Source organism: Streptomyces sp. SID5785 (assembly GCF_009870065.1).
Lineage (GTDB): Bacteria > Actinomycetota > Actinomycetes > Streptomycetales > Streptomycetaceae > Streptomyces.
Map to the genome: position 1 here is coordinate 1 of NZ_WWIA01000076.1, position 4,846 is coordinate 4,846.

The 4,846-nt window shown below is 75.8% G+C and carries 5 protein-coding genes; 2 read left to right on the forward strand and 3 right to left on the reverse strand.

Annotated elements, in window-relative coordinates:
- The coding region (locus GTW43_RS02445; protein ID WP_161299886.1) for an NmrA family NAD(P)-binding protein at positions 1-671 on the forward strand (671 nt) is incomplete at its 5' end.
- Positions 672-679: 8 nt separating this feature from the next.
- On the opposite strand, the gene GTW43_RS02450 is transcribed toward GTW43_RS02445, so the two are convergent.
- The gene (locus GTW43_RS02450) at positions 680-2,011 is read right to left on the reverse strand and encodes an AMP-binding protein (protein WP_161299887.1); all 1,332 of its coding nucleotides are present in this window, start codon (positions 2,009-2,011) and stop codon (positions 680-682) included.
- Between the two features lie 165 nt (positions 2,012-2,176).
- Positions 2,177-2,893 (reverse strand): DUF899 family protein, encoded by a 717-nt coding sequence (locus tag GTW43_RS02455; protein WP_161299888.1) that lies wholly within the window; start codon positions 2,891-2,893, stop codon positions 2,177-2,179.
- A 176-nt stretch (positions 2,894-3,069) separates the two neighbouring features.
- On the opposite strand from GTW43_RS02455, the gene GTW43_RS02460 reads away from it, so the two are divergent.
- Complete coding sequence (locus tag GTW43_RS02460; protein WP_161299889.1) at positions 3,070-3,717, forward strand: GNAT family N-acetyltransferase; 648 nt, start codon at positions 3,070-3,072, stop codon at positions 3,715-3,717.
- 20 nt (positions 3,718-3,737) lie between these two features.
- Here GTW43_RS02460 and GTW43_RS02465 read toward each other — a convergent pair.
- A partial coding sequence (locus GTW43_RS02465; RefSeq protein WP_161299890.1) for an MFS transporter occupies positions 3,738-4,846 on the reverse strand: 1,109 nt, incomplete at its 5' end.

The window sequence follows — 4,846 nt, forward strand, 5'->3', positions numbered from 1 at the left end:
ACGCCCTCTTCGCGGTCACCACCCCGTTCGGCACCGACGTCACCGTCGAGGCCCGCCAGGGCAGGGCGCTGGTCGACGCCGCGGCCGCGGCCCGGGTCGGCCACATCGTGTTCACCTCCGCCGCCCACGCCGACCGCGCGACCGGTGTCCCGCACTACGACAGCAAGTACCTCGTCGAACAGCACCTGCGCGCGAGCGGCGTGGCGTGGACCGTCCTCGGCCCCGCGGCGTTCATGGACAACTTCGCCACCGGGTGGACGCTCGACGGCCTGCGGGAGGGGACCTTCGCCTGGCCCATGCCCGCCGACCGTCCGCTGACCCTCATCCCCGTCGCCGACATCGGGGCGTTCGCCGCCCGGGCACTGCTGCACCGCGCGGAGTTCAGCGGCCGCCGCATCGACATCGCCTCCGACACCTGCACGCCCGCGCACCTGGCCGCCGTGCTCTCGGCCGCGGCCCGGCGCCCGATCACCCACCAGGAGGTGCCGCTCGACCAGGTGCGGCGCTGGTCCGACGATCTCGCCGCGATGTTCGCCTACTTCGTCTCGGAGGGACTCGACGTCGGTGTCGCGGACCTGCGCCGGGCGCACCCCGAGGTGCGCTGGCACACCTTCGCCGAGTGGGCCGCGGAGCAGGACTGGGCGGCGAGCCTCGCAGCCGCCGCCGTCTGACGCCGTCGCTATCGCTCGGTCTGCGACGCCCACACCACCGTCGGGCCGCCGCCCTCCGCCGCACGACGCGCGTGCAGCCCGGTGCGGAAGCGGCCGTCCGCGGTGAAGGCGCGGGCATCGGCGTCCGGCGCGCGGTAGTAGCCGCGGGGCACGGACGGACCCCGTGCGAGGAGTTCACCGGACGCGCCGTGCGGGACCTCCGCGCCGTCCGGACCGGCGATGCGGAACTCGTCGTCGCGGCTGAGCCCCTCGGCCGGCGAGCCCGCCGGAGCGCCGGGCCGGGCGAGGGCGACCACCCCCTCGGGCAGCGCGACGAACTCCTGCAGCGCGCAGCCGAGTCCGGGGCGCACCCGGGCGGCGAGCTCCGCGGGCACCGGCGCACCGCCCGTCTGGACGAGCCGCAGGCTGCCGAGGTCGGTTCCCGCCGGGGGCGCCGCGTCGAGCCAGGCCGTGAGCGCGTCCGGAGTGAGTGTGGTGCACGTGACGCGCTCCGCCGCGACCAGCGGCAGACACGTCGCGGGCTCCGGGTCGTCCGCCAGGACCACGGTGCCCCCGGCCAGCAGCGTTCCGACGGTCCCCGGGCAGCCGGTGGCGAGGAGCGCCGCGGCGGGCAGCGCCGCGAGCAGGACGTCGTCCTCGCCGAGCCCCATGGCCTCGCCTGCGGCCCGCACCTGGTACGCGTACGCGTCGTGCGTGCGCGGCACCAGCAACGGGCCGCCGTCGGGTCCCGCCGACAGGAGCAGGAAGGCCACCTCGCCCGCACCCCGCACCGGCGCCGGGCCGGGGGCCGACTCCACCGAGTCCAGCGGGAAGTGGTGGCACCCCGACGCGTCGATCGTCATGCCGCCGTACGGGGACCCGGCGCCGGGCGGCTCGTACGTGAACGCCCGCCGCAGGAACGGCCCCCGGGCCGCGACCGCCGCGACGTCGGCCCGGTGTCCGGCCGTCCCGACGTGCCCCGTGGCTTCCGTGATCCGGACGACCCGCGCCAGTTCCTCCACGCCGAGCGCGAGGGGGCAGACCACCGGCACGGCGCCCGTCCGCAGCAGGGCGAAGAGGGTCACGACGTGCTCGGGCACGCCGGGCAGCCGCACCACGACCCGCTGCCCGGGCCGCAGCCCCCGCAGCCGGAACCCGGCGGCCGTGCGCTCCACGCGCCGGTTCAGCTGCCCGTACGTCAGCCGGGTGGCACCGTGCACCAGTGCGGTCCGCGTGGGATGCCGGCGGGCCCGGTCGCCCAGCAGTGCGTCGAGTGTGACACCGCGCCAGCTCCCGGCGGACCGGTAGCGGTCGACGAACTCCTCGGGCCAGGGCGTGCAGCCGTCGAGCAACGGGGACATCCGCGTCCTCTCTCGTGTTCCAGCGGGTGACCCGGGCAGTCCAGGCCGTCGGCACCCGGCCGCACAAGACGCGGTCCGCACGAACGCCCCGTCCGTGGGATCGGCGGAACGTCCAACCGGCCCCGGCCGGGGCTCCCACGGCCCCCGCCGCCCGCGGTGCAGCGGTCACGAGGCGGACCCGGAAGGGTCCTGCCCTCCTTCGCCGTAGGCCGCGGCGATCTCCTCGGACGTCGCCCACCGGCTGTACGTCGGCTGCTGCGGCCAGCCCTCGGGGGAGTCCTGCCACACCTCCTGTCGTCCGTACGGGAGCACGTCGACGAGCGCGAACAGATGGCTGAGCTGCTCGGTACCGCGGCCGTCGGTGTGCCAGGTGCGGTAGACCCGGTCGCCGTCGCGCAGGAAGACGTTGACCGCGAAGCCCGCGTTCGGCGGGGCGCCGATGTCGCTGCCGAACGGGCTGCCGGCCGTCGAGTACCACGTCATCTCGTTGCCCACCGTGCGCCGGTACGCGAGGGCCTCGTCGAGCGGGCCCTGCGTCACGATCACGAACCGCGCGTCGAACTTCTCGAGTCCGAGCAGCCGGGTGAACTGGCTGGTGAAGCCCGTGCAGCCCGAGCACTGCCACGCGGCGCCCTCGTGCCACATGTGGGAGTAGACGATGAGCTGGGAGTGGTCGCCGAAGAGATCGACGAGGCGGACCGGACCGTCCTCGCCCTCCAGGACGTAGTCCGGCATCTCCACCATCGGCAGCCGGCGGCGCTGCGCGGCGATGGCGTCGAGCTCACGGGTGGCCGCCTTCTCCCGTACGCGCAGTGCGTCGAGCTCCTTCTGCCAGCTGGCGGCGTCGACGACGGGCGGCAGGGCGCGGTCGGTGGTGGACATGGTGCCTCCGGAAGGGCGTACGGGTACGAGTACGGGCGTGTCTGCGAGTGAGGACCGTCCGACGGCCCGGAACTCATCGGCCCGACACCCGCCGCGACGACGCGGGCGCGCGGCGTGCCAGGCTGTGCCCTGCGGACGACGGGTCCGCCCCGGCACCCACCCCGGCAGGAGTCCCGATGCCCTCGCCCCACCCGCTGCTCGCCCTCTTCACGGCCGCGGCGGACGGCCGCTTCCCGCCGTCCGACGGCACGGTGACGGTGCTGCCGCCGACGGCCGGCGGACTCGAGTGCTCCGTGGCGTTCACCGGGCACGCGGTCGTCGCGACGGCGCTGCCCGAGGCCGAGGTGCGCGCCTGGGAACCGGACGCCTTCGGCGGGTCGATGGCCGCGGACTTCCTGCACCGGCTGGCCGGACCGGGCGGCTGGACGGGATGCGTGGACGCCGTCCTCGTGGCGCGCGGCACGGGCGGTCCGCCGCGGCTGCCCGAGGTGATCACGCCGGAGGCGGTCGGCCATCCCCGGGTCCGCTACGCGCGCCGGATCCGGTCAGGGGTCACGGTGCACGGGGACGAGCGGGGTCTGATCACGCTGGCCGACGGGCTCGCGGGACGCCGTGAGCTGAGCATCGAGCTGCACGCGTCCTCGCCCACCGGCAAGGGCGTGGGCCGTACGCTCGTCGAGGACGCGCTGAGCCTCGTGCCCGAAGGTGAGCCGTTGTTCGCCGCCGTGTCGCCGGGCAACGCCCGCTCCCTGCGCGCGTTCTTGGCCTGCGGGTTCGTGCCGCTCGGCAGTGAGGTCCTCGTGCGCCCGTCCCGCTCGCGCTGAGCGGCCGGCCCCGGGCGCCGTCACGCCGCGCCCGGCCGCTTCCGCCCCGACAGGATGGCGCCGCCGCGCAGTTCGGCGGTCGTCGTGGCCACGGCCGCCACCGCTGCGAGACACAGCAGACCCCCGCTGACCAGAGCCGTCGTACCCGAACTCGCCTGCGCGACGAGCCCGCCGCGCAGATTGCCGAGATCGGGCCCGGCCTGGCCCACGATCTGTTCGGCGGCGCCCACCCGGCCCAGGAGTTCGCGCGGGGTGTGCGTCTGGACGACGGTGCCGCGCGCGACCACGGACACGGTGTCGGCGGCGCCGGCGACCACCAGGCAGGCGAGGCCCGCCCACGCGTCGCCGACCAGCCCGAACGCGGTCAGGGACACGCCCCAGGCGGCCGACCCGACGAGCATGACGCGCCCCGGGTGCGGCAGCCGGGTGAAGGTCCCGGAGAAGAGCGACGCGGCCACCCCGCCGACGGCGACGGCCGTCAGGAACAGGCCGAGAGTGCCCGGATCGCCCCCGAAACGCTCGGAGTTGACCAGCGGGAACAGGCTGACCGGCATCGACAGCACCGTCGTCGCGAGGTCGGTGAGCAGCGCCCCGCGCACGACCGGCGTCCGGGCCAGGAACGCGAGCCCGTCCCGCACACCCCGCAGACCCGGACGTGCGGGGGAGTCGCCCGGGCGCATGGGCGGCAGCCCGAAGGCGCCGTGGAACGCGGCGGCGAAGGTCAGGGCGTCGATCGCGTAGCAGGCCCCTGTGCCCCAGGCGCCGACGAGCAGGCCGCCGAGCGCCGGGCCGAGGAGCATCGCGCCCTGGAAGGAGATCCTGCGCAGGGCCAGGCCAGCGGCCACCTGGTGCTCCGGCAGCAACTCCGGCACGAACGTGCGCGACGCGGGGCCGCCGGCCGCGGAGCAGCAGGACTCCAGGGCGACCAGCGCGAGGACCAAGGCGACGGGAGCGGGCTCGAGCACCGCCTGCACGGCCAGCAGCACGGCGCACACGGTCTGCCCCGTGATCGTCACGAGGTAGACGGTGCGCCGGTCCACCCGGTCGACGAGTGCTCCCGCGAACAGGCCGAGCGCCACGAGCGGGACCGCCTGGGCGAGTCCCACGGCGCCCGTCCACACCGTGCTCC